A 24,187-nucleotide genomic window follows, 5' to 3' on the forward strand; every position below is an offset into this window, starting at 1 on the left:
CCTGAAGTGAGCAATCGCTTCAGGGCATTATTTTTTGTTCCATCGAAAAGAAAGCAACTAATTTTGAGATACAAACCGTTTGCGTCCTTTTTGTTGCTATAGTTCTCCTATGAAACTCTATAAGGTATGAGTGTTAGTTGTATCAAGAGTTTGAATTTCGATACAAAGCGACTCTGAAGTAAAAGTATTAGGATGGATAGTCTCTTTCATACCAAATTGCACAAGCGTTTTATTGTGTGATGTGATATTAAAGACACGGCAATCATAGAGAGATTGTAGTGCCATAGGCCAACTAGGTACTGTGCGGTGATAAGGATAGCAATCGGTTTGAGGAACTCTTTGTCCCGAGGCCGAGTCTTCAAGGAAACAAGTCCGTTCATGAAAAGGCCACTCACAGAATTTTGTTGTTAGTTGAACTAGGGTCAACATACCCTAATCACTTAGCTCGGAAAAGAGTGGTGAATTTTTTTGAATATTGATTGGAGAAAATAGAAATGAGCGATCTAAAAGCGGCAGCATTACGTGCTCTGAAACTGATGGATTTAACGACGCTAAATGATGATGATACGGATAATAAAGTGGTTGCGTTATGTCATGACGCTAAATCAGCGGTAGGCAATACGGCAGCCATTTGTATCTACCCTCGCTTTATTCCTATTGCTAAGAAGACGCTTCGTGAACAAGGTACGCCGGAAGTTCGTATTGCAACGGTCACGAACTTCCCACATGGCAACGATGATATCGAAATTGCAGTTGCTGAAACTAAAGCAGCCGTTGCCTACGGTGCTGATGAAGTGGACGTTGTTTTCCCATACCGTGCTTTGATGGCGGGCGATGACAAAGTTGGTTTTGAATTAGTCAAACAATGTAAAGAAGCCTGTGGTGATGTCCTTCTTAAAGTGATTATCGAAGTGGGTGAGCTCAAACAAGAAGCCTTGATTAAAAAAGCTTCTCAAATCTGCATTGAAGCGGGTGCAGACTTCATTAAAACTTCCACTGGTAAAGTGCCAGTTAATGCAACACCAGAGTATGCACGAATGATGCTTGAAGTGATTCGTGATATGGGAGTAGCTGAATCGGTTGGCTTCAAACCGGCTGGTGGCGTACGCACGGCGGAAGATGCAGCAGCATATTTAGCCATGGCTGATGAAATCTTGGGTGATAACTGGGTCGATGCTCGTCACTACCGCTTTGGCGCATCAAGTTTGCTTACCAACTTGCTTAATACATTGGAAGTCTCTAATGACGTAGCGGATCCTGCTGCGTATTAATCCTACAGGTATTGGGTAGTGTGGTGAATTCATCCTACCCATTTTTCTGTCTTATTTTCTCATAATTTAAACAGGGTGTTAGAGGCTTTGATGTATCTACCACAAGAAATCATTCGTCGAAAGCGTGATGGAGAGGAACTCACTGCAGAGGAAATCCAATCCTTCATACAAGGCGTCGCAAATGATGCTGTCTCAGAAGGCCAAATTGCTGCATTCGCAATGGCTATCTTTTTTAATGAAATGACGATGCCAGAGCGTATCGCACTAACGTGTGCAATGCGTGATTCAGGTATGGTTATCGATTGGAACCACATGAACTTTGGTGGTCCAATTGTCGATAAACACTCTACTGGTGGTGTGGGTGACGTGACTTCTTTAATGCTTGGCCCAATGGTGGCAGCATGTGGCGGTTTCGTACCCATGATCTCTGGTCGTGGCCTTGGCCACACTGGCGGTACGCTGGATAAGCTTGAGTCTATTCCTGGCTACAACATCACACCGACAAATGACGTATTTGGTCAAGTAACCAAAGACGCAGGCGTAGCAATCATCGGTCAAACTGGTGACCTAGCGCCAGCGGACAAGCGTGTTTACGCGACTCGCGATATCACAGCGACAGTAGATAATATTTCACTGATCACGGCGTCGATTTTATCGAAGAAGCTTGCTGCAGGTCTTGAATCTCTGGTAATGGACGTAAAAGTAGGTTCTGGCGCATTTATGTCAACTTACGAAGCGTCTGAAGAGCTAGCAAAATCTATCGTTGCAGTAGCAAACGGTGCAGGTACTAAGACAACAGCTATCCTAACGGACATGAACCAAGTATTGGCGTCTTCGGCGGGTAACGCAGTGGAAGTACGTGAAGCGGTTCGTTTCCTAACAGGTGAATACCGTAACCCTCGTCTACTTGAAGTAACCATGGCGTCTTGTGCTGAAATGCTAGTACTTGGCAAACTGGCTGAGAACACAGAAGACGCGCGTGCGAAACTAATGGAAGCACTAGATAACGGCAAAGCGGCTGAGTGCTTCGGTAAAATGGTTGCGGGTCTTGGCGGTCCTACGGACTTTGTAGAAAACTATGACTACTACCTAGAAAAAGCAGAAATTATCAAACCTGTATTCGCAACAGAAACAGGCATTGTGTCAGCCATGGACACACGCGCCATTGGCATGGCTGTGGTTGCTATGGGAGGCGGTCGCTGTGTGGCAAGTGATGATATCGATTACGCGGTAGGATTTGATGGGTTTATTCGCTTGGGTGAAACCGCGGATAAAGATAAACCCTTAGCGGTCATCCATGCCCGCACTGAACAGCAGTGGCAAGCTGCGTCTGAAGCACTGCGAAAGGCCATCAAAGTTGGTGGAGAATATACACCAACACCAGAGGTTTACTGTCACATTCGTGCACAAGATCTTTAATTGAATACAAAAATAACAAGGCCAGCTCAACCATAATAACAAGCTATATAGGCCTAAGGGATAAGCAATGAAAAGAGCATTTATTTTAGTCTTAGACTCCTTTGGAATCGGTGCTTCAGCGGATGCTGAACAATTCGGTGATGTGGGTTCTGATACATTAGGCCATATTGCACAATATTGTGAACAAGGTCGAGCTGATAACGCACAAAGAACAGGACTATTACGTTTGCCTAATTTGTCAAAGCTTGGTTTGGCAATGGCACATAAAGAATCAACGGGCAACTTTGCGCCTGGCCTTGATACTGACGTTGAAGTGATCGGGGCATACGGTCATGCTGCTGAACTTTCTTCAGGCAAAGATACACCATCTGGTCACTGGGAAATCGCTGGTGTTCCTGTCCTGTTTGATTGGGGCTACTTTACTGATAAAGCTAACAGCTTTCCTAAAGAGCTGACTGACCGCATTCTTGAGCGTGCAGGTCTGGACGGTTTCCTTGGTAACTGCCACGCTTCTGGTACTCAAGTTCTTGACGAACTTGGCGAAGAGCACATGAAAACTGGCTTTCCGATCTTCTATACGTCAGCAGATTCAGTGTTCCAAATTGCGTGTCACGAAGAAACGTTTGGCCTAGAACGTCTACTAGAGCTTTGCCAAATTGCTCGTGAAGAGCTAGAAGGTTACAACATCGGCCGTGTTATCGCGCGTCCATTCGTTGGTACTGGTAAAGGTCAATTTGAGCGTACAGGCAACCGTCGAGACCTTTCTGTTGAGCCTCCATCAGCAACCGTGCTTCAGAAGCTAGTTGAAGAGAAACAAGGTAATGTAGTTTCTATCGGTAAGATTGCGGATATTTACGCAAATTGTGGTATCACTAAGAAAGTGAAAGCAACGGGCATCCCTGCACTGTTTGAAGCAACACTAGAGCAGATAAAGATAGCGGGTGATAATACTATCGTATTCACTAACTTCGTAGACTTCGACTCTGCTTACGGTCATCGCCGTGATGTTGCTGGTTACGCAGCTGCGCTTGAGTACTTCGATGGCCGCATCAATGAAGTGCTGGAAATTATGGAGCAAGATGACATTCTCATTCTTACTGCTGATCATGGTTGTGACCCAACTTGGCCTGGTACGGATCATACTCGTGAGTACATTCCGGTGATTGTCTACGGTAAAAATGTACCTACAGGTTCATTAGGCCGTCGTGAAAGCTTTGCTGATATCGGTCAAACATTGGCAAGTTACTTCGGAACTTCTGCCATGGACTACGGTAAAAATTTTCTATAATTGAAACTCGAATTGGTTAAGGGCAAGTGTTTTTGTCCCTAACCTAGCATTGGCTAAGAGTCTAGTGCGGATCGAAAGTTTTATCATTCAATGATTAAGCCACGTTAAAGTGGCCTGAAAAATTAAATTAAAATTAAGGAATCCATCTATGGCAACTCCACATATTAATGCAGAAATGGGCGATTTTGCAGATGTTGTACTTATGCCTGGCGACCCTCTACGTGCAAAATACATTGCTGAGACTTTTTTAGACGATGTTGTTCAAGTATGCGATGTACGTAATATGTTTGGCTATACAGGTACTTATAAAGGACGTCGTGTGTCGATTATGGGGCATGGTATGGGGATTCCATCTTGTTCTATTTATGCGACAGAATTGATCAAAGACTTCGGTGTTAAGAAGTTGATCCGAGTCGGTAGCTGTGGGGCGGTCAATGAAGACATCAAAGTACGTGATGTCGTGATTGGTATGGGCGCATGTACTGATTCAAATGTAAACCGTATTCGCTTCAAAGGCCATGACTTTGCTGCTATTGCAGATTACAACATGGTACGCGCCGCGGAAGAAGCAGCGAAAGCTCGTGGCATCGATGTTAAAGTCGGCAACTTGTTCTCAGCAGAACTCTTCTACACGCCAGATCCAGAAATGTTTGAGGTTATGGATAAATACGGCATCGTTGGCGTTGAAATGGAAGCTGCAGGCATTTACGGTGTTGCCGCAGAATATGGGGCTAAAGCATTAACTATTTGTACCGTTTCAGACCATATCAAAACAGGTGAACAAACAACCTCTGATGAACGTCAAACAACCTTTAACGATATGATGCTTATCGCACTAGACTCTGTTCTGCTTGACGACTAAGCAAATATATAAGCATAAACCAGAGATTAGCCCGCCAAGTGCGGGCTAATTTTTGCGAAGGAGAACTTTTGTGAAAAAATTGTAGCGCCATTACTCTTACTTTGTTAGTAAGAGGTTTTCCTCTTTTTTCCGACGTATTGGTTCTCTGCGTAAAATTAAAATGAACAAAATGCCACAGATAAACCCCATTAGCACCATCATATACATGTAGTGATCACTTTTTCGATAATGGTGGTCAGAAAAAGCGGTAACACGTCCAGTCTCGAAAGTGATTCGAATAAAACCAATCACACTACCATCAGTATAAACAGGTTCTACTAGTTGCTGGCGGCCTATAGATGCGGTGGAGAGAGGTGTGTCTAACCCTAATACTTCTCTAACTGAAAGTGCTTTTTCACTAGCGGCTAAACGCACACCAAGGGTATCATAAACAGTTGCATCAAATACCAATTTATCTTGTGCAAGTTGCTCCGTTAGTTTGAGAAGGCGCTCTTGATCTTTATGTAAAATCATCTCACTGGCGGATAAAGAGGCTTGTGAAATTAGAGTTTTAGTCAGAGTCTCAAGTTGTTGAGCCTGAATTTTTTCATTACCTTTACTGATTATGACGCTATTTTTGATGGTGATAAAGAACATCACACATAGCATAATGAGTGCTGTTATTCTTAGTGCATTTCTAATTGAGAACAAGGATTCATTCATATTGTTACTCGCCTATTTAAAACTAAACAAAGACTTGCCTTTTTAATTTGATAAGGTAACGTTTTAACAAAGTCAACAAGGATTATATACATGGATGAGTCAAAAATCTTGCCTATCAGAAGGCACACAACCCTTTTAAAACGATTACCAGGAACACGCTTTACTAATCAAATGGAGAGAAAAAGGGCTAATTGGATTGTTTTTACAGAGCAGCTTACCCCTCGATATTTCGAACATATTGATTTATTTACTGGCTTTTTTAATCCAATAGTAGACGCTTGGAAAGTTGGTCAATACGAAGTTGCTTTAATGTCGGGTAATCTTACACTGGAACATGAGACGATTTTGCAAGGCCTTAACTTAGATTATGCTGCATTAAATGAAATTCCCGATCTTTCAGCACCTGGATTAATTGTATTTGATATGGATTCCACCGCAATTCAAATTGAATGTATTGATGAGGTTGCCAAACTAGCTGGTGTTGGTGAAGACGTTGTTGAAATCACGGAAAAGGCAATGCAGGGTAAACTTGATTTTGAGCAGAGCTTACTTCAACGTGTTGGTAAATTAAAAGGTGCAAATGAGTCGATTCTTGCTCAAGTAAAGAATCAACTCCCATTTACGCCCGATTTTGAGGCTCTGGTAGCAACATTACAAGCTTTGAACTGGAAAACGGCTATTGCTTCCGGTGGTTTTACTTATTTTTCAGATCATATCAAAGACAAAGTTGGTCTGGACTTCGCTAAGTCTAATCAGTTGGAAATTATTGATGGAAAAATTACTGGTGAGATTTTAGGAGAAGTGGTTTCAGCACAAACGAAAGCGGATATATTGCTCGAACTTGCTGAAGAGTATGATATTGAGCATCATAATACCGTCGCCATCGGTGATGGGGCTAATGATTTGGCAATGATGTCCGCTGCTGGGTTAGGTATTGCCTATCATGCAAAACTAACAGTCGAGGAGCAAGCACAAGCCGCAATCAGGCAAGTGGGGCTTGGAGGAGTGCTTTGTATTTTGTCTGCGTCTTTGATTAAGCAACAAAAAATCAGTTGGGCACCTAGACCTAAGCTAAATCGATAAGCCATAAAGCGAGTGGTTGAAATTTAATCAGATTAGAACGTGCGTTTTCTTAGTTACTTTTCGGATAATGCTAAACGTAGCAAAACCTCTTCGGTGATATTTTGAATTTCACTGTATCCAATCAAGGAGGTTAGTTCTTTTTCTAGTTTACTGGCGATATGAATACCTAATTGCGTGAGTTTATTCAATTCATGATGCAGTAATGAAGTAAATGGGTCAAAAATCGGTACGACAGAGAGACGAAGTGCATAAAACTCGCCGATCTTTTGTGCTTGTTTAATAAAATCGATTCGTTCATCTAGATTCATGAAGTCTTTTGATTCTTTAGATTCGATTGACGCTATTTTATCTCCAAACTTTGCTACGCTAAGATAAATTTCCAGATGGTATGGATTGATGTTTTCTTTTTGTTTTAATGATGTCGGCAGTATTTTTTCAATTCTATTCTTGTACAAAGCTTCTAGAGCAAAACATGACGGGCGGTTTTTTTTTGAGAATAGGGCTATATGTTTTGCTAAAGGATAGCTAACCCCAATAATACTCGTTCTGATTTTAGAATTAACTTGGTTGATAAAAATGGGCGTACTTAAACTGCGAGAAAAGATAATATTTCGTAACGTATCTAGCAAAGCCTGACTCGGTAATGGCTCATTTTTGGGTAATAATTTATCTTGGTTGTATTCAATCATACTACTGAAGAACGCAATAATAGCTAAGTTTCTTCTAGTTTCTTCTATGGCAAGTTGAGCTTTCCTCCCATCAGGACTAATTCGAATGATGTGGTATTGCACATCAGATAGCGGTAGCTTTTTATCGTAGAGTTGAAGCTCACGGAATAACACACTAACTTTTTGTCCTGCGTTCCAGTTGATGGGAGAGTCCAGGCTGAGTGATAGCCCTTTTTCTGAAATATCAATGGTGAAACCAATACATTTATCTTCTTCTAATGAGAGAACTATTGGCGTTTTGAATTGATAGCGCAGCTCTTTGCGTCGTGGTTCGGCATCGAAATAAAAGCTTTTGGGGCCACTAAGCTTTGATTTAGGATGCCGAAATTCATTGAGTGAATTTGAAGATAATAAAGGGCGCTCAGTAAGTTGATAATCTTGAGATAAATCATAACTGGATATTTCTTGTAAAAAGCCAACGTGTGTAGGATTACTTTTTGTTAAGGTATTTGATAGTTCACCAAGTGAGTTTTTTTCTTTTTCTGAAAGCTCAAACATTGATATACGGAAGACTTTCCAACTTTTACGTCTTGCACCTATGTGCCAAAAAAGCTGGCGCTGACTCGGGCTTGCTTCAGCTAGTAGCAAGGAATAAAAGTAAATTTTGTTATTGTGTTCATGTTTGAAAGAGTAAAATGTGTTACTAGAACTTTGAGCGCTAGAAGAAACCCATGAGTTAATTCTGGTGGGATTAAACAAAGTACTAAGTGCCGGTTGATTACGTTCATCATGCCAATATTGCCAAAGTGAGTGATTGCTATTGGTCAACATAATAAATTTAAGCTCATTCCCTTCAAAAAAAAGTGGTAAACCTAAACCATATTTTGATGCAATGTGTTCATACCCACGAGCACGAGCACGAATAACTTTGTCTTGGTTAGCATGTCGAGACCGTTTAGATGCAGTGTTAAGAGCTTTTTCGATAATACGACCAATAATATTGGTCTCTGTTAATCGAATGGCTCGTAAGTAGCGAATAGCGTTATTTTCGTAGCAATCATCTATACCTAAAATTTGGTATTTGAGGGGGCGGTCCAGACCAATTATTTGTGAGTGATTAGCTAATTCCCTGAAGGTCACTTGGAGCACTTCACCAAGTTTATAGTCGAGTGCTTTGGGAACTTTGAATTTTGCCCCAGAGCAGGAGAGGTCGATGCTTAATCCCTGAATTAATCTGCCTTTTGAACACAAAATTTCAATTTGTGATTGAACTTTCAAGCGTTTCTCTTGGCGCTGTAGATGATAGCCAAGATGAATGCTTTCAGCTAAAAATGGAGGGGAAGATTGAGTTGATGGAGAATGATTAACATTTTTCGTGCTGCTTTGTCTCATGATGCGAAAGTTATTCGGTGTATTAGCCAAAGCTTCCCAAACACCTTCAGTGTAGGTGCCGTATTTTCTGACATTTTTATGATAAACATTAAAAGCAATATCATCTAACCAATGCGAAATACCGTCGAGCTGATATTGTCTGCACTCTCCTTGTACTCGTCCGCGTAAATCGATGCTTTTTTTACATGGAGTCATTACGCGGTTAAGCTCCATCTTGACTAATATTTTAGTCGATGGTGACTCTCCTTCTGTCAGTTGTTCAAGCACATAGTCAAAGTCTTCTTCACCGTAAACAGGAATAAGCTTCTGTGCAAGTAAGAGAATATCGGATTGCTGCATCGTTTCTGTTAGAGTATATGTTAATGAGATGGTATAAACCAAGCAATGTAAGTATATCAATAGTTTATGAAACAATATTCATCTCTTGGTTGTTCTTGGTCACATTTGTTGAAAATATTGAGGCATCATGGCGAAAGCAAAACGGGCGTATGTGTGTAATGATTGTGGCGCAGATTTTCCGCGTTGGCAGGGGCAGTGTAATGCATGTGGAGCATGGAATACGATCACTGAAGTTCGTATTGCAGCTTCACCAACGGTTGCTCGCAATGAGCGTTTGAGCGGCTATGCAGGTTCTGCGACTGAAGCTCAGGTCCAAGTATTATCTGAGATTGATTTACAAGAAGTTCCACGTTTTACGAGTGGTTTCAAAGAGCTTGATCGTGTTCTGGGTGGTGGTGTGGTACCTGGTGCTGCTATTTTAATTGGTGGTAATCCGGGTGCAGGTAAATCGACTTTGCTGCTACAAACTATGTGTTTATTATCAGCTCAAATGCCTACGTTGTATGTGACAGGTGAAGAGTCACTCCAGCAAGTCGCAATGCGTGCTTCTCGTCTTGGGTTGCCCAAAGAGCACCTAAAAATGCTCTCGGAAACTAATGTTGACAAAATTTGCCAAATAGCTGAGAAAGAGCAGCCGCGAATTATGGTGATTGACTCTATTCAGGTAATGCATGTTTCTGATGTTCAATCTTCTCCAGGTAGTGTGGCGCAAGTTCGTGAATCCGCGACAGCTTTAACCCGTTATGCCAAACAAAATAATGTTGCAGTATTTATCGTGGGTCATGTAACTAAAGATGGCACATTAGCAGGCCCAAAGGTCTTAGAGCATATTATTGACTGTTCTATTTTGTTAGATGGGGGGACAGATAGCCGTTTTCGAACCTTACGAAGCCATAAAAACCGTTTTGGAGCAGTTAATGAACTCGGTGTCTTTGCTATGACAGGCCAGGGGTTAAAGGAAGTGAATAATCCTTCGGCTATTTTCTTGTCTCGTGGAGAAGAAGAAACTTCGGGATCATCGGTCATGGTTGTCTGGGAAGGAACACGCCCGCTTTTAGTTGAGATCCAAGCTTTGGTAGATTATTCACAATTAGCTAACCCCCGTCGAGTAGCTGTTGGTCTTGAGCAAAACCGCTTGTCTTTGCTCTTGGCGGTATTGCATAAGCATGGAGGGTTGCAAATGGCCGATCAAGACGTTTTTGTTAATGTGGTCGGAGGGGTAAAGGTTACTGAAACGAGTGCTGATTTAGCATTAGTTATGGCTCTTCTATCGAGTTTTCGTGACCGTCCACTACCAAAAGATGTAGTTGTGTTTGGTGAAGTTGGCCTAGCCGGTGAGATTCGACCTGTTCCAAGCGGTCAAGAGCGACTTAATGAGGCGTTTAAACATGGCTTTAAAAAGGCAATTGTTCCCGCTGCTAATATGCCCAAAGGAGGGATATCTGGTATGCAGATTCATGGTGTGAAGAAGCTTTCTGAAGCGCTTGATGCATTTGATGAGTTGTAATGAATAAGATGAAGTTGTAATTAGCAATAAGAGCCCCAATTTAATTATTAAGCGAAATTAATGTTAAATTTATTTTCAATCGGTGCTGTTGCCTACAAAATTGGCTGAGTTTGACTATTATTTGAAAGCAGAAAATCGACGTTAAAATTTTTTTTAATCCAATGGCACGCAAGGGTATCAGTCTTTATGGATTGTGATATACTCTGCGCGCATTTTATACCTTATTAACAGAGTAAGACAATGACTGATTTATCAAAATACAGAAACATTGGTATTTTCGCGCACGTTGATGCGGGTAAAACTACCACTACTGAGCGTATCCTGAAGCTTACTGGTAAAATCCACAAAACGGGTGAAGTACACGACGGTGAGTCTACAACTGACTTCATGGAGCAAGAAGCTGAACGTGGTATTACAATCCAGTCTGCTGCGGTAACTTGTGAGTGGAATGGTCACCGTCTAAACGTAATCGATACTCCAGGACACGTTGACTTTACAGTTGAAGTATATCGTTCACTTAAAGTTCTTGACGGTGGTATCGGTGTATTCTGTGGTTCTGGTGGTGTTGAGCCTCAGTCTGAAACAAACTGGCGTTACGCGAACGATTCAGAAGTATCTCGTCTGATCTTCGTTAACAAACTTGACCGTATGGGTGCTGACTTCTACAACGTTGTTGACCAAGTGAAAAATGTTCTTGGTGCAAACCCACTAGTTATGACTTTACCTATCGGTCGTGAAGATGACTTCGTTGGTGTAGTAGACGTACTGAGCCGCAAAGCTTACGTATGGGATGATTCTGGCCTACCAGAAAACTACGAAATCCTAGACGTTCCTGCAGATATGGTTGATGACGTAGAACAATACCGTGAAGAGCTTGTTGAAACAGCTGTTGAACAAGACGACGATCTAATGGAAGCTTACATGGAAGGCGAAGAGCCTACTGTTGAGCAATTAAAAGCGTGTATCCGTAAAGGTACTCGTGAGCTAGCGTTCTTCCCAACGTTCTGTGGTTCTGCGTTCAAAAACAAAGGTGTTCAACTAGTACTTGATGCTGTAGTTGACTACCTACCTGCTCCAGACGAAGTTGATCCTCAACCTCTAACTGATCCAGAAACTGGTGAGCCAACTGGCGAAGTTGCGACAGTATCTGCTGATGAGCCACTACGTGCTCTAGCATTTAAGATCATGGATGACCGTTTTGGTGCTCTAACCTTTATCCGCATCTACTCTGGCCGCATGAAGAAGGGTGACACTATCCTTAACTCAGCGACGGGTAAAACAGAACGTATCGGCCGTATGTGTGAAATGCAAGCGGACGAGCGTAACGAACTTACTGAAGCTCAAGCTGGTGACATCATCGCTGTTGTTGGCATGAAGAACGTTCAAACAGGTCACACTCTATGTGATCCTAAGCACGAATGTACTCTTGAAGCTATGATCTTCCCTGAACCAGTAATCTCTATTGCTGTTTCTCCAAAAGACAAAGGTTCTACTGAGAAAATGGGCATCGCGATCGGTAAAATGGTTGCAGAAGATCCATCATTCCAAGTTGAGACTGATGAAGATTCAGGTGAAACTATCCTGAAAGGTATGGGTGAACTTCACCTAGACATCAAGGTAGATATCCTTAAGCGTACTTACGGCGTTGAGCTAGAAGTAGGTGCCCCACAAGTAGCTTACCGTGAAACTATCACTCAACCAGTTGAAGATAGCTACACGCACAAGAAACAGTCTGGTGGTTCAGGTCAGTTCGGTAAGATCGACTACCGCATCAAACCAGGCGAGCCAAACTCTGGCTTCACGTTCAAGTCAACAGTTGTTGGTGGTAACGTACCTAAAGAATTCTGGCCTGCAGTTGAGAAAGGCTTTGCGTCAATGATGGATACTGGTGTTCTAGCTGGCTTCCCAACTCTAGACGTTGAAGTTGAACTATTTGACGGTGGCTTCCACGCAGTTGACTCGTCAGCAATCGCTTACGAAATCGCAGCGAAAGGCGCATTCCGTCAGTCTATGCCTAAAGCTGGTGCGCAACTTCTTGAGCCAATCATGAACGTTGATGTGTTCACTCCAGAAGACAATGTTGGTGATGTAATCGGTGACCTTAACCGTCGTCGTGGTATGATCAAAGACCAACAAGCTGGTACTACAGGCGTTCGTATCAAAGCAGACGTTCCTCTATCAGAAATGTTTGGTTACATCGGTCACCTACGTACTATTACTTCAGGTCGTGGTCAGTTCTCTATGGAGTTCGCACATTACGCACCATGTCCAGCAAACGTTGCTGAGCAAGTAATTGCAGAAGTTAAAGAGCGCGATGGTAAGAAGTAATTCTTAATTAATATTTATAATTTAAAGCCCTGTTGATACAGGGCTTTTTTATAGGTATTAATATTTGTAAGTACTTATGATTTATTGATATTTATCTTTATTTCTTCGGTAAGTCTTCTTCCCATAAAACCAGCTCACCCTTAGGCCAATTATGGCCGATCTCATGATATTTTTGCTCTAATACATGACGTTTGATTTTTAACGTCGGGGTTAAAATATTGTTCTCGATACTCCAAGGCTCTTGGATCATTAAGACCCCTTTAATTTGTTCATGAGATTCCAGCTCTTGATTCATTTTCGCTATGACGTGGCGTGTGGTTCGAGCATAACGTTCCTTATCAAAGTTAGGGAAATCATGGGGAACGACTAATAAAATCGGACCAGGTAAACCAAGCCCGATCAAGCACATCATTTCGACGCGACTGTATTCGAATAATTTCTTTTCGATAGGAACAGGAGCAACAAACTTCCCTTTTGCTGTTTTGAATGTATCTTTCTTACGTCCTTGTATGATCAAGTAGCCTTCTGTATCGATATGACCAATATCACCAGTGTGCAACCACCCTTCGGAGTTAAACGATTCCTGAGTTGCAGAATCATTTTTGTAGTAGCCAGCAAATAACCCTTTGCTGCGAACCATGATTTCGTCGTCTTGAGCAATTTCAAGTTCAATACCAGGCCCTGCGTACCCCACAGAGCCTATCTTGTCTGCTCGAAATGGGTAATTGAGAGTACTGTATGCAAACGTCTCTGTCATTCCCCATGCCTCTGTAATATTGAGACCGATTTTTCGGTACCATTCAAGCAGGGCTGGAGAGACAGGAGCAGAACCACAACCAAGAACTCTTGCTTGATCAAGACCTAAGCCATCGGCCAGCTTCTTCTTAATTAAGGCGTTGAGTAAAGGAATTTTCAATAAAATATTCAGTTTCTTTTGCGGTAACTTTTCTTGAATTCGTTGTTGGAAAAGAGTCCATAAACGAGGAACGGAAATAAATAATGTTGGTCGATGCATTTTTACATCTTCAATAAAGCTGTCAAGAGACTCCGGAAAAGCGGTGAGCACTCCACTAGCAATAGAGGTACCTAAGATATAAACCCGCTCAGTGATATGTGCTAAAGGTAGGTAAGAAAATAGTCGGTCACCTTCTTGAATACCGATATGATCAATTAATTGTTTTACCGACCAGTTGAAAGCTCCATAAGTCAGCATGGCACCTTTAGGTACACCAGAGGTGCCTGAAGTGTAGACAATCGACATGAGTTTATCGTCATGGTGTTGAGGGCGTTCACTACAGGGCTGTGCCGTTTCGACTAAGTCATGGAATTGGTATTGGCAATTTGGCGCACTATCATACGGGAGAGCAATGCTAATGACTTCTGACAGAGTATTGATAACTTGTTGTGTTGCCGTGGGGTCGTCTAGCTTACCAGCAATTAATGCTTTGCTGCCACTGTGCGTGAGACAGTACTCTATCGTATCAGCACCAGCAGTTGGAAAGATGGGGACGCTAACATAATCGCCTAACATCATGGCTAAATCACAAATAAACCATTCGGCGCAGTTTTTGGAAATAAGGGCAACTTTTTCCCCAGGTTCTATGCCTAATTGCTTCAGTGCGCTGACCAACTTTAAAGCTTTATCAGCGACATCTGCGTAGCTGAAGTCAACAAACTTACGATTGATAATCTGTCTTAGGTAAATTTCATTTGGACGTTCTTCTGCCCATTTCAGGATAAGCTCATTAGGAGGAGGGAGAGTACAACCAGCGATATTATCTGCAATAGGCTGATTCATTGTCGATGAGTCCATATCTTCTCTCACTTATACTTTTGTTAAAATATTGTTAACTTTAGCATGTATGTAGATTATACGTGTAGCCATTTTGGGTAAATATGTGGTGAAGGTAGAGTTCGCGATTAAACTTTGATTTAAATGTTACTTTTGTTGATATACAAACTCTTAGAGAAGCGTTTGAAATTATCGAATTACTGATTTTTTAAAAGAAATGTTTTATGAATATTTTATAAGCTTATTCTACTATTCATTACAATAAAATACTGATTAAGCTCGTACCAATAAAAACTAAAATGAGCCACAAAATCGGTAATTTCATTGTTTTGTACAAATAAAATCCAGCAATGATCAATGCAATATCGGCTGAAGAAAGAACGGCGCTGGTGAAAACTGGCTGATACAGAGCAGCTAATAGTAGCCCGACAACAGCGGCATTGACGCCATTGATGGCACCTACCACGTTTGGTTTGCTGGCCAAAGCTTGCCAATTTTTTAATACCCCGAGTAGGAGCAAAAAGCCCGGTAAGAAGACGCCAGCTGTAGCGATGATCGCGCCTAGAATAGGTATGTCTGATAGCTCATAGCCAATGTAGGTCGCAAAAGTAAACATCGGTCCTGGGACGGCTTGAGCGGCAGCGTAACCGGTGAGAAAGGTGTCTTGACTGAGCTGATCACCCACAATATTTTGCAGCAGTGGTAGCACAACATGCCCACCGCCAAAAACGAGGCTACCAGCTTGAAAGAAATCACTAAATAGGTCAAGCAGTGGTAGATTTTGAGCAATAAAAGGTAAACCTATCAGTAATATTGCGAATAAAATTAATGGAGCAAACGTGGGGTTAAAAGGTTGAGTGTGGTCGCTTGAGTCTTGTTTAAGCCAATGAGCACCGATTAAACCTGCAATCAGTAAAACCAGTATTTGAGTGGTGATACTGGGCACAAGAAGCAGAGCAATGGCCGTTGCGACGCACAAGCCCGCGGTGAGCTTTGTTTGGCAGAAATTCTTGTACATACCCCATGTTGCATCGGCGACAACGACAACGGCTAGTAATTTTAGCCCATGAACTATGCTTTTGAATATATCGGTTTCGGTTATATGACTACTGACTGTTGCGAGCAGTAACATGATTAATATAGAGGGAAGAGTAAAGCCCAAGAAAGCCATGCATGCGCCGAGTAAGCCACCTCGCTTATAGCCTAAAGCGAAACCTACTTGGCTGGAACCGGGGCCTGGAAGGAATTGGCTCAGAGCGACTAGTTGGGCATATTCACTATCACTAATCCAATTGAGCTTTTCTACAAACGTTTGGCGAAAATAACCAATATGTGCTGCCGGGCCACCGAAGCTTATCCAACCGAGCATAAAGAAGGTTTTAAAAATAGTAAACATACGTTCCCTGTCTCATTTGCTATTGCTAAGTACAGCCCATCGTTGTGGATATCATTCGAACTTAGTTACTCTAAGCAATCGCTGAACAAGATTCAAATAAATAATTTTATTTATAGCATGTACCCAAGCTCATTGACTTTATTTGAAGTGCATTATTAGCCAGCATTTTTCTTTTCTACTTGAAGGCCACTTGATTTTGGCTCAACTAACAAATGGTCAAACACATTACGTATGAAAGGAGCACCGACTTTAGATCCGCCATTGCCGTGTTCAATAACCACAGTTGCAACATATTTAGGTTTGTCATAGGGGGCAAAGGCTGTAAAAAGTGCATGATCAAGTAAGTGATTAGCCAGCTTTTTGGAGTTATAGACTTGGTCTTTCTTTAAACCAAAGACTTGTGCTGTCCCTGATTTACCGCCGCTTAAATACTGTGTGCCTTTAAATGCTCGACGACCAGAACCATGTTTTCCGTGATTGACCATACGCATAGCATTGATTGAAATATTCCAATATTTGTCAGAGACACCTGTAATGGGAGGCAAAGAAGATGTTTTGACAGGATCTTGATTTGCAAAGTCTTCTCCGTGCTCAATAATTGATTTTAGCAGGTGAGGCGATTTCATATGACCATGATTGACAAGAAATGAAGTCGCTTTTGCAATTTGTATCGGAGTGGCGGTCCAATATCCTTGGCCAATACCAATCGGTACAGTATCACCTTGATACCAAGGTGTTCGGTGGCGAGTAACTTTCCATTCCCTTGTGGGCATATTTGCACTGCTTTCTTCATGAATATCAATGCCTGTTGGTAGGCCGAAGCCAAACTTATTCATCCATGTTGAAATTCGGTCGATTCCTAAGTCGAAAGCCATTTGATAAAAAAAGGAATCAACCGATTCTTCTATTGCTTTTGTGACATCAACAGGGCCATGGCCCCAACGCTTCCAATCTCGCCAAGCTTTAGAGTTAGATTTTGAGCCCGGTAATCGCCAAATGCCGTGATCGTTCCTTATGGTATCGGGTTGAATGGCCTTTTCTTGAAGTCCCGCGATGGCCATGAAAGGTTTGACTGTTGAAGCTGGTGGATAAACCCCAAGTGTTGCTCTGTTAACTAGCGGGTGTGCTGGGTTATTAAGTAAAGCACGATATGCTTTACCTGAAATACCATTAACAAACAGGTTGGGGTCATAGCTTGGGCTGGAAACCATAGCAATAATACTGTTGTCTTCTGGATCGAGAACGACCGCGCTTCCTTGACGGTTATCTAACTGCTCAAAAACATATTGCTGTAATTCAATATCAAGGTTGAGAACAATATCTTTGCCAGCAACGGGAGGTACGTAGCGAATTGTACGGATAATTCGACCATGACTGTTAACTTCAACTTCTTCATAGCCCTTAGTACCATGTAAGAGCTCCTCATAGTAACGTTCTATTCCGAGCTTACCAATATTTCGTGTTGCTTGATAATTTTTCGCTTTCCCCTCTTTTTTGAGGCGTTTTATGTCACGATCATTGATATGTGCTACGTAGCCTAAAACATGAGTTAGTTTTTCACCAAATGGGTAATAACGTTTGAGTTCTGCGGTAATAAAAACACCGTTAAACTCATGCTGATGTACAGAAAATCTGGCGACCTGTTCATCGTTTAATTCGTTAAGAATGATGACACTACGGAAACGACGAGTATGTTTATAACGTTTGTTAAAAGATGCGATTTGTTCAGGGGTTAATTCAATGTATTGTTGAAGTTTCTCAATTAATTGAACAGGATTACCAGCTTGCTCTGGGATCATTTCCAAGTTATAGACAGGTTGGTTTTCAGCTAGTAAAACACCATTGCGATCATAAATCAGTCCTCGAGTAGGGGCAATCGGTAAAATTTTTATTCGGTTATCATTTGAACGAGTCTGATAATCTTTGAAATGCTTCACCTGTAAAGTATATAAGTTTGCAACCAGCCCTCCTAGTAAGATGATAATACCAATAAAGGCTACAAGGGCTCGGTTTTGAAATAACTTTACTTCTTTATGATGGTCTCGGAATTCGTTTCGCTTACGTAACATGAATGGCTCTTAGAGTGCGGTTTGTGATCAGCTTGAGCTTAAAAAGCATGAGACAGAGGAGCCTGCCTTGTTACAAGTGGTTACAACTTGGCCGCGTATTCTAGCAGTTTTTTTTGGGTTTTGTTAAGGATAATTTTAATTAGACAAGAAGATATTCAATTAACATTTTACCTGCCCGAGTGTGTTATTTTTTATTACAATTATTATGCAACAGCATTGGAATAATAACATTCATAATAAATGAATGTTTGTGCTAAAATGTTATTTATCTGTCAATCATTAAGTGATAAACACCATTTATCAAAACTGTTTTGATGTTAAACGCCTAAAAAATTGAAACAACATGGGTATAAATACGGCAATAATCAGAAGGTATTAAATTAATATGCTTAATATTACTGATAAAAAAAAGGAAGAGAAAATACCAGCTTGGCTGCGATTAGGGTTTAGACCATTCTTCTTATGTGGTTCTATTTACGCTATGGTGGCGATTACGGCATGGGTATGGATCTTTCAAACTGGGCAGCCTAACATGCTTAATGTTCCAGCTTTGTGGTGGCACGTACATGAAATGTTATTTGGTTTTTCGATGGCTATTGTCGTGGGGTTTGTATTGACGGCGGTGCAAAACTGGACCGGTATTAATGGCACTAAGCATTACACTCTATTTGCTCTGTTTACTTTATGGTTGCTCCCTCGAGTTTTATTGTGGCTACCTGCCCCATTATGGTTAATTTGCTCTGTTGAGATTGTCTTCTTACTGTTTGCGGCCTACGAAGTCGGATGGCGAGTGTTCCGTTCCAAAGGTTGGCGTAATCTGTTTTTTATTCCCCTTTTTTTTCTCGCTATGTTAGCGAATGTGGCTAGCTATGTCGCAATAGACGGTTCGTATGGAATAACTCCTTCAGCGGTATGGCAGGCCATGCTGTGGTGGTTTGCTTTATTACTCTCTGTCATGGGAGGGAGAGTCATTCCCTTTTTTACAGCCCGTCGATTTCAATTTGATAAGGCGCAACCTTTAGTTTGGCTTGAATGGTTGGCAACATTACCTCTCGCCCTGTTATTCGTGCTCAGTTTTTCCGCAGAGTGGTTTAGCTTGTTGGGCAAGCCACTAATGTTAGTTGCAGGCTTGGCTCAGTTAGTGCGTCTTTTACGTTGGAAGCCTTGGTTAACATTTAAGGAGCCAATGGTTTGGTCTTTACACCTTGCGTATGCTTGTTTACCGATCAGTTTAATTTTACGAGGTGGGTGGGATAATGCTTTTGCCAGCCATAACTTGATTCATTTATTTACTATTGGAGCTTTAGGTGGTTTGATTTTAGCGATGATCACCCGTGTAACGATGGGGCACACAGGTCGAATGATTTATCAAGGACCGAATATGAGCCTAGCATTCGCCGCGGTGTTTATCGCTGCCTTAACCCGCAGTTTAGGTGTGCTATGGGCACCGAGTGAAATGTTGCTGTGGATCGAATTGAGTGGTGGTTTATGGGTATTTGCTTTCGGGCTATTTGTATGGCGATTTGGTTTGATGCTGCTTAGCCCTAGACCTGATGGGCATCCAGGATAAATAATAATAAATTATTAGAATTACTCCTCAAAGTGGTTAAAACATCAGCCTTACTAAACAGTGGCTGTTAAGTAAGTATATCTATGAAAGTTATTTATGAGTATTGGCAAGAACGGCTTAGGTCTAAGGGGCGTCATTAATCGACTGTTCTATCGTCAATATAGTCATGGTAAAGAGCATTAATAAAAACCCCATATCGAATAATAACGATACGGGGTTATGAATTAATTGAAAACTAGCCAGCTTGAGATAGGTTTACAACATTTGTTTGTGTTTTGTCTTTTAAGTAAGCTGCTAATTCTTGTTGTTGTTCTTCGGTCATGTAAAGGCCTAGTTTAGTGCGACGCCATAGGATATCTTCCTCATTACATGCCATTTCGTGGTTAATGAGATAATCAATTTCACGCTGATAGACACCATGAGCTTGGTCGGAGAAGCGGTGCCCCATGTCATCGAGGCAAGTGGTATCTTTGACGATCTTCCAAGTAAGGGTACCAAACAATGTGACATAACGAAGCAACAAAGCTTCTGGAATCCATGGGTAATGAGTGTGAATCATACTGGCCAATTGCTCTCGACTGCAACTGAAATTACCGCCAGGTAGTGCTTGGTTCGCAGTCCAGTCTTCTCCCATTTCAGGGAAGTAAGGTGCCAATTTATGCATTGCAGCTTGGCCTAATTTACGATAAGTCGTAAGTTTTCCACCAAAAATAGAAAGTAAAGGCGCTTGATCCTGCTTTGAATCTAGCTCTAAAGTATAGTCACGAGTGATTGCTTGTGGTGAATCTGACTCGTCATCACACAAAGGTCGCACTCCACTGTAAGACCAGACCACGTCATCACGTTTGAGCTGTTGAACAAAGTGTTGGTTGACAATGTCGATCAGATAATCCACTTCTTCTTCCGAAATAGAGACTTTACGTGGATCGCCTTTATATTCGACATCCGTTGTGCCGATAATTGAAAATTTATCTAAGTAAGGGATCATAAAGACAATACGGTTGTCTTTATTTTGCAGAATATAAGCTTGTGGTTCATCATGGATACGAGGGACGACAATATGGGAACCTTTAATCAAGCGGATATTGCGTGGTGATTGTTGTTCAAGGCCATCATCAAAAAATTGTTTTACCCAAGGGCCAGCTGCATTAACCAAAGCTTTTGCTGTTCGTTCGAAACGTTGATCAGTGATAATATCGTGTATGGTGACATGCCATACACCATCTTTGCGTTTGGCGCTTTCAACCCGACAATAGTTACGTATTTCGGCATTATTTTCTTTAGCGGCTAATACGTTGAGTAATACCATACGAGCATCATCAACCCAACAGTCCGAGTATTCAAAACCAACTTTTATTTCAGGCTTTAGTAGACCTGATTGAGCAAGGTTAATGGTTTTACTTGCAGGAAGTGTCGTGCGCTTACCTAAATTATCATAAAGGAATAGGCCGCTACGTATCATCCATGCAGGACGTAAAAATGGACGATGCGGTAGACGGAAACGCATTGGCCAAGCGATATGCGGTGCTTTTCTCAGCAAGACTTCTCGCTCTGCGAGTGCTTCAGACACCAAACGAAATTCATAATGTTCAAGATAACGAAGCCCGCCATGGATCAGTTTTGAGCTTGCAGAAGAAGTGGCAGAAGCAAAATCCTGCGCTTCATACAGTCCGACATTTAATCCACGACCAGCAGCATCAGCTGCGATACCTGCACCGTTAATACCGCCACCAACTATGATTAGATCCATTGTTGGGAGTACATCATTTGTTATTTTATTGTGTTGTATACTCATAAATAAAACCTCTTGGTGAGCGAACGAGCATTGTCAAATCAAGTTATATCATAGACTAAGTTTCGTTTTTGTTCATTATTTATTTTCGTTTTTGAGCGTTTTGTGTGATTGAAATGAAAAAAAGCGCCTATTTTATAAAAGGCGCTCATGAGGAGAGGTTTTTAATGCTCGAATACAGAATATATTGGTTATGTGTCTTTTGGCTACCGACGATCTTTGTTTTTGGAAGATATTGACGTGTACGTTTTATGCTGTGACGACTTCTAATGGGATAGAAGCATCTGCTAGAATCGATAAAATTTCTGCTGGTGGTTGTTTGTTAGTCAAAACCATATTCAATTGATCAATATTACCGAGCTTAACCATCGCATTGCGGCCGAATTTTGAGTGGTCGACAGCAAGAAAAACGCTGCGACTATTATCGATAATAGCTTGTTTCACTCGAACTTCGTGATAGTCAAAATCTAGCAGTGAGCCATCGAAGTCGATACCACTGATACCTAAAATGCCAAAATCAAGTCGGAATTGCTTGACGAAATCTAAAGTGGCTTCCCCTACAATACCGCCATCTCGGTTACGAACTTCACCGCCAGCAAGGATAACTTTAATTTCAGGGTTGGATAATAAAATACTGGCAACATTGATGTTATTGGTGACAACGCGTAACTGCTTATGTTTTTTATTTAGTGCTCGAGCAACAGCCTCAGGAGTGGTTCCGATATCAATAAAGAGTGTTGCCCCGTCAGGAATGTGTTTTACTAATGCTTCAGCAATGACATCTTTTTCATTGAAGTTCAACTCTTTACGCATGCTGTAGGAAGTATTTTCTGAGCTTAAAGGAACAGTGGCTCCACCATGGTAGCGACGAATTTTATTTTCATCGGCAAGCTCATTAAGATCTCGTCGGATGGTTTGAGGGCTGACATTAAATTTATCAACCAGTTCATCAGTACTGACGTAACCTTGTTTTATAACCAATTCAATAATTTGTTGGTGTCTTGGTATTTGTTTCATTAAACACTCCTTGGGCATTGGTATTGTATTAACGCCTCAAAATAGAAATTAGTCTATGACTATTGTGCTTGATTCAGTACGATGTGAGAAGATAATTTATTTCTCTAGGTAAAAAGAGCGCTTTAATAGCGCTCTTGTGAGTTATTTCATCATTTACTCAAATTATTCCTCTTCGCTGTGAAGCTCCGACCAAACTTGAGCGCATTTAACCGCTCGCTTCCAACCTTTGTATCGTCGGTTACGTTTTGTTTCGTCTTCGTGTGGTTGAAATGTTTGCTCAACTACCGCTTTATTTTCAAGCTCTTCAAGGCTACTCCAGAAGCCTACAGCTAAACCTGCAAGGTAAGCAGCACCTAAAGCTGTCACTTCGGTGACCTTGGGGCGATGTACTTCAGTGCCAAGAACATCAGATTGGAACTGCATCAGGAAGTTATTGGCAACGGCACCACCATCCACTCGAAGGTTTTCTAATTTGATGCTAGAGTCGGCTTGCATCGCATCTAAAACATCACGAGTTTGATAAGCAATACCCTCTAAAGTTGCTCGTATAATATGATTTGAATTTATGCCTCGGGTCAGTCCAACAATGGTTCCTCTTGCATATGCATCCCAATAGGGGGCACCAAGTCCAGTGAACGCTGGCACTACATAGACCCCGTTGGATGAATCAACCTTAGTTGCAAAGTATTCTGAGTCTTCTGCTCCAGCTAAAATTTTTAATTCATCACGTAGCCATTGAATTGAAGCTCCGCCCATAAACACAGCGCCTTCAAGTGCATAGGCAGGCTCACCTTTCGGGCCACAAGCAAGAGTAGTCAGTAGCCCATTTTTAGAAGTCACTTTCTCTTGCCCTGTGTTCATAAGCAGAAAACACCCAGTTCCGTAAGTATTTTTTGCCTGTCCGGGTTGTACGCACATTTGACCGAAGAGAGCAGCCTGCTGGTCGCCAGCAATGCCAGCAATAGGGATGCGAGTGCCCCCTTTTCCACCGATATTTGTTTGGCCGTAAATTTCAGAAGAAGCTTTAACTTCTGGCATCATGGATACAGGTATATCAAGTTCATCTAATAACGTTTTATCCCAGCTCAGGTCATTGATATTAAAAAGCATCGTCCGAGAAGCATTGGTATAGTCAGTTGCGTGTACTCGGCCTTGAGTCATTTTCCATACCAACCAAGTATCTATAGTGCCAAATAAGAGTTTACCCGCTTGCGCTTGTTCACGTGCACCTTCGACATTGTCTAAAATCCATTTCACTTTAGTACCAGAAAAATAAGGATCAAGAACTAGCCCGGTACTATCACGTACGTATTCTTCTAATCCGTGTGCTTTAAGCTCTTCACAGATATCAGCAGTACGACGACATTGCCAAACAATAGCGTTATATACAGGTTTGCCTGTTTCTTTATTCCAAACGATGGTTGTTTCACGTTGGTTGGTAATACCAATTCCCGCCAATTGATCGCTACTAATTCCTTTTTTTGCTAGTGCTTCAATTAAGGTTGAACTTTGTGTTGCCCAGATTTCCATTGGATCATGCTCAACCCAGCCTGCTTGAGGATATATCTGGGTAAATTCTCTTTGAGCGACGCTCACAATATTAGCGTCATGATCCAAAATGACAGCACGAGAACTTGTTGTTCCTTGGTCTAGAGCAACGATGTATTTTTGCTCAGTCATAAAAGAATCCTT

At 41.7% G+C, this 24,187-nt stretch carries 17 protein-coding genes; 8 read left to right on the top strand and 9 right to left on the bottom strand.

The window, feature by feature from the left end; genetic code table 11:
- Positions 1 to 117 precede the first annotated feature (117 nt).
- Positions 118 to 429, bottom strand: coding sequence for a hypothetical protein (locus VSA01S_RS00525; RefSeq protein ID WP_039979480.1), 312 nt, complete (start codon positions 427 to 429; stop codon positions 118 to 120).
- Between the two features lie 65 nt (positions 430 to 494).
- Here VSA01S_RS00525 and deoC point away from each other — a divergent pair, with 65 nt between their 5' ends.
- The 4 genes from deoC to deoD all read left to right on the top strand — a co-directional run bounded on the left by deoC (position 495) and on the right by deoD (position 4,840).
- Positions 495 to 1,271, top strand: a complete 777-nt coding sequence (gene deoC, locus VSA01S_RS00530) for a deoxyribose-phosphate aldolase (protein ID WP_039979481.1) — start codon at positions 495 to 497, stop codon at positions 1,269 to 1,271.
- A gap of 90 nt (positions 1,272 to 1,361) precedes the next feature.
- A complete protein-coding gene (gene deoA, locus VSA01S_RS00535; protein ID WP_039979482.1) occupies positions 1,362 to 2,690 on the top strand; it encodes a thymidine phosphorylase in 1,329 nt (442 codons plus the stop codon).
- 67 nt (positions 2,691 to 2,757) lie between these two features.
- The gene (locus VSA01S_RS00540; RefSeq protein WP_039979483.1) at positions 2,758 to 3,978 is read left to right on the top strand and encodes a phosphopentomutase; all 1,221 of its coding nucleotides are present in this window, start codon (positions 2,758 to 2,760) and stop codon (positions 3,976 to 3,978) included.
- Between the two features lie 148 nt (positions 3,979 to 4,126).
- Positions 4,127 to 4,840 (top strand): purine-nucleoside phosphorylase, encoded by a 714-nt coding sequence (gene deoD / locus VSA01S_RS00545; RefSeq protein ID WP_039979484.1) that lies wholly within the window; start codon positions 4,127 to 4,129, stop codon positions 4,838 to 4,840.
- A 96-nt stretch (positions 4,841 to 4,936) separates the two neighbouring features.
- On the opposite strand, the gene VSA01S_RS00550 is transcribed toward deoD, so the two are convergent.
- Entirely contained in the window at positions 4,937 to 5,542 is a 606-nt protein-coding gene (locus VSA01S_RS00550) for a YtjB family periplasmic protein (RefSeq protein ID WP_039979485.1), read from the bottom strand.
- A gap of 90 nt (positions 5,543 to 5,632) precedes the next feature.
- On the opposite strand from VSA01S_RS00550, the gene serB reads away from it, so the two are divergent.
- On the top strand, positions 5,633 to 6,625 hold the full coding sequence (gene serB / locus VSA01S_RS00555; RefSeq protein ID WP_039979486.1) for a phosphoserine phosphatase: 993 nt from the start codon (positions 5,633 to 5,635) through the stop codon (positions 6,623 to 6,625).
- Between the two features lie 53 nt (positions 6,626 to 6,678).
- Here the strand turns inward: serB and VSA01S_RS00560 are convergent, their stop codons facing one another.
- Positions 6,679 to 9,024 (bottom strand): PilZ domain-containing protein, encoded by a 2,346-nt coding sequence (locus tag VSA01S_RS00560; protein WP_039979487.1) that lies wholly within the window; start codon positions 9,022 to 9,024, stop codon positions 6,679 to 6,681.
- A gap of 127 nt (positions 9,025 to 9,151) precedes the next feature.
- Between VSA01S_RS00560 and radA the strand changes: the two genes are divergently transcribed.
- Together radA and fusA are read left to right on the top strand one after the other, a co-directional pair.
- Positions 9,152 to 10,531, top strand: a complete 1,380-nt coding sequence (radA, locus tag VSA01S_RS00565) for a DNA repair protein RadA (RefSeq protein ID WP_039979488.1) — start codon at positions 9,152 to 9,154, stop codon at positions 10,529 to 10,531.
- A 240-nt stretch (positions 10,532 to 10,771) separates the two neighbouring features.
- A complete protein-coding gene (fusA, locus tag VSA01S_RS00570) occupies positions 10,772 to 12,859 on the top strand; it encodes an elongation factor G (protein WP_039979490.1) in 2,088 nt (695 codons plus the stop codon).
- Between the two features lie 97 nt (positions 12,860 to 12,956).
- On the opposite strand, the gene VSA01S_RS00575 is transcribed toward fusA, so the two are convergent.
- The 3 genes from VSA01S_RS00575 to mrdA form a co-directional block, all read right to left on the bottom strand.
- On the bottom strand, positions 12,957 to 14,672 hold the full coding sequence (locus VSA01S_RS00575; RefSeq protein WP_102857601.1) for an AMP-binding protein: 1,716 nt from the start codon (positions 14,670 to 14,672) through the stop codon (positions 12,957 to 12,959).
- A gap of 235 nt (positions 14,673 to 14,907) precedes the next feature.
- Positions 14,908 to 16,047: a chromate efflux transporter gene (chrA, locus tag VSA01S_RS00580; RefSeq protein WP_039979493.1), complete on the bottom strand. Its 1,140-nt coding sequence runs from the start codon at positions 16,045 to 16,047 to the stop codon at positions 14,908 to 14,910.
- A 155-nt stretch (positions 16,048 to 16,202) separates the two neighbouring features.
- Positions 16,203 to 18,116, bottom strand: a complete 1,914-nt coding sequence (gene mrdA, locus VSA01S_RS00585) for a penicillin-binding protein 2 (RefSeq protein WP_039979494.1) — start codon at positions 18,114 to 18,116, stop codon at positions 16,203 to 16,205.
- A gap of 385 nt (positions 18,117 to 18,501) precedes the next feature.
- Here mrdA and VSA01S_RS00590 point away from each other — a divergent pair, with 385 nt between their 5' ends.
- Complete coding sequence (locus VSA01S_RS00590) at positions 18,502 to 19,686, top strand: NnrS family protein (RefSeq protein ID WP_039979495.1); 1,185 nt, start codon at positions 18,502 to 18,504, stop codon at positions 19,684 to 19,686.
- 235 nt (positions 19,687 to 19,921) lie between these two features.
- Here the strand turns inward: VSA01S_RS00590 and glpD are convergent, their stop codons facing one another.
- From glpD to glpK, 3 genes are all read right to left on the bottom strand, one after another.
- Entirely contained in the window at positions 19,922 to 21,481 is a 1,560-nt protein-coding gene (gene glpD, locus VSA01S_RS00595) for a glycerol-3-phosphate dehydrogenase (protein WP_039979496.1), read from the bottom strand.
- A 246-nt stretch (positions 21,482 to 21,727) separates the two neighbouring features.
- A complete protein-coding gene (locus VSA01S_RS00600) occupies positions 21,728 to 22,495 on the bottom strand; it encodes a DeoR/GlpR family transcriptional regulator (protein ID WP_039979497.1) in 768 nt (255 codons plus the stop codon).
- Positions 22,496 to 22,657: 162 nt separating this feature from the next.
- Positions 22,658 to 24,175: a glycerol kinase GlpK gene (glpK, locus tag VSA01S_RS00605; RefSeq protein WP_039979498.1), complete on the bottom strand. Its 1,518-nt coding sequence runs from the start codon at positions 24,173 to 24,175 to the stop codon at positions 22,658 to 22,660.
- Positions 24,176 to 24,187: the final 12 nt, after the last annotated feature.

It is taken from the genome of Vibrio sagamiensis NBRC 104589, assembly GCF_007990935.1.
GTDB lineage: Bacteria > Pseudomonadota > Gammaproteobacteria > Enterobacterales > Vibrionaceae > Vibrio > Vibrio sagamiensis.

What these genes read in the sequence shown, in the direction of transcription:
- VSA01S_RS00525 (WP_039979480.1), bottom strand. Translation starts at nt 429, where the DNA reads ATGTTGACCCTAGTTCAACTAACAACAAAATTCTGTGAGTGGCCTTTT.
- deoC (WP_039979481.1), top strand. Translation starts at nt 495, where the DNA reads ATGAGCGATCTAAAAGCGGCAGCATTACGTGCTCTGAAACTGATGGAT.
- deoA (WP_039979482.1), top strand. Translation starts at nt 1,362, where the DNA reads ATGTATCTACCACAAGAAATCATTCGTCGAAAGCGTGATGGAGAGGAA.
- VSA01S_RS00540 (WP_039979483.1), top strand. Translation starts at nt 2,758, where the DNA reads ATGAAAAGAGCATTTATTTTAGTCTTAGACTCCTTTGGAATCGGTGCT.
- deoD (WP_039979484.1), top strand. Translation starts at nt 4,127, where the DNA reads ATGGCAACTCCACATATTAATGCAGAAATGGGCGATTTTGCAGATGTT.
- VSA01S_RS00550 (WP_039979485.1), bottom strand. Translation starts at nt 5,542, where the DNA reads ATGAATGAATCCTTGTTCTCAATTAGAAATGCACTAAGAATAACAGCA.
- serB (WP_039979486.1), top strand. Translation starts at nt 5,633, where the DNA reads ATGGATGAGTCAAAAATCTTGCCTATCAGAAGGCACACAACCCTTTTA.
- VSA01S_RS00560 (WP_039979487.1), bottom strand. Translation starts at nt 9,024, where the DNA reads ATGCAGCAATCCGATATTCTCTTACTTGCACAGAAGCTTATTCCTGTT.
- radA (WP_039979488.1), top strand. Translation starts at nt 9,152, where the DNA reads ATGGCGAAAGCAAAACGGGCGTATGTGTGTAATGATTGTGGCGCAGAT.
- fusA (WP_039979490.1), top strand. Translation starts at nt 10,772, where the DNA reads ATGACTGATTTATCAAAATACAGAAACATTGGTATTTTCGCGCACGTT.
- VSA01S_RS00575 (WP_102857601.1), bottom strand. Translation starts at nt 14,672, where the DNA reads ATGGACTCATCGACAATGAATCAGCCTATTGCAGATAATATCGCTGGT.
- chrA (WP_039979493.1), bottom strand. Translation starts at nt 16,047, where the DNA reads ATGTTTACTATTTTTAAAACCTTCTTTATGCTCGGTTGGATAAGCTTC.
- mrdA (WP_039979494.1), bottom strand. Translation starts at nt 18,116, where the DNA reads ATGTTACGTAAGCGAAACGAATTCCGAGACCATCATAAAGAAGTAAAG.
- VSA01S_RS00590 (WP_039979495.1), top strand. Translation starts at nt 18,502, where the DNA reads ATGCTTAATATTACTGATAAAAAAAAGGAAGAGAAAATACCAGCTTGG.
- glpD (WP_039979496.1), bottom strand. Translation starts at nt 21,481, where the DNA reads ATGAGTATACAACACAATAAAATAACAAATGATGTACTCCCAACAATG.
- VSA01S_RS00600 (WP_039979497.1), bottom strand. Translation starts at nt 22,495, where the DNA reads ATGAAACAAATACCAAGACACCAACAAATTATTGAATTGGTTATAAAA.
- glpK (WP_039979498.1), bottom strand. Translation starts at nt 24,175, where the DNA reads ATGACTGAGCAAAAATACATCGTTGCTCTAGACCAAGGAACAACAAGT.